Here is a 1090-nt window from a genome sequence, read left to right as displayed (position 1 = left end):
CGGTGACGGCGGACAGGGTGGTGCCGGCGGCGCGTCCGGGGCCAGCAACGGCGGTACTGCCGGCGCCCAGGGTGCTGGAGGTCAGGGCGGCATCGGTGGGGTCGGCGGCATCGGCGGGCACGGCGGTGCCGGTACCGACAACAGCGCCAGCCCGGGCGTGGCCGGCGGTGCGGGCGGTATCGGCGGTGTCGGCGGCACGGGTGGTGCGGCGGGCCTCGGCGGCTCCGGGTCGAGCACCGGCGCGTCCGGCACGGCCGGTGACGGGGGCCACGGCGGTATCGGCGGGGTTGGTGGCCAGGGCGGTATAGGCAGCACCGGCGCCACCGGTGGTGGCACCGGCGGGCAAGGTTCGGCCGGCGGTGCCGGCGGCCAGGGCGGTGCCGGGGGCGCGGCTGGTGCCAGCAACGGTGGCACCGCAGGCGGCCAGGGTGCTGGCGGTCAGGGCGGCGTCGGTGGGGTCGGCGGCCAAGGCGGACACGGCGGTGTCGGCACCGATAACAGCGCCAACCCCGGTGTCGCGGGCGGTGCGGGCGGCGTCGGTGGGGTCGGCGGCACTGGTGGCGCGGCGGGCCTGGGCGGGGCCGGATCGAGCACCGGCGCGTCCGGCACGGCCGGTGACGGCGGTATTGGTGGCGTCGGCGGGACCGGCGGCCAAGGCGGACAAGGAAGCACCGGCGCCACAGGTGGTGGCACCGGTGGGCAAGGCGCGGTCGGCGGCGACGGCGGCCAGGGCGGGGCCGGCGGCGCAGCCGGATCCGGCGGCGGCGGCCAGCAAGGTGCCGGCGGTCAGGGCGGTATCGGCGGGGTCGGCGGAACCGGCGGCCACGGCGGTGCTGGTGCTGACAACAGCGCGAACCCCGGCGTGGCCGGCGGCGCGGGCGGTATCGGCGGGGTCGGCGGCACGGGTGGCGCGGCCGGCCTCGGCGGTTCCGGATCAAGCACGGGTGCCACCGGCACCGCCGGTGATGGCGGGGCCGGCGGTATCGGCGGAACCGGCGGCCACGGCGGCGCCGGCAGCCTCGGCTCCAACGGCGGCGGAGCCGGCGGCCAAGGCGCCGCGGGCGGCGACGGCGGCCAGGGCGGTGCCGGC

1 protein-coding gene is annotated in these 1090 nt (G+C 80.2%); it reads left to right on the top strand.

What is annotated here, in order from left to right:
- The coding region (locus tag AO501_RS38100) for a hypothetical protein (protein ID WP_197419857.1) at nucleotides 1-1090 on the top strand (1090 nt) is incomplete at both ends.

The organism is Mycobacterium gordonae (assembly GCF_001417955.2).
In the GTDB taxonomy this organism is placed as follows: domain Bacteria; phylum Actinomycetota; class Actinomycetes; order Mycobacteriales; family Mycobacteriaceae; genus Mycobacterium; species Mycobacterium gordonae_B.
Note: the sequence above shows the minus strand (reverse complement) of the source record. Positions and strands in the feature narration are given on the sequence as shown.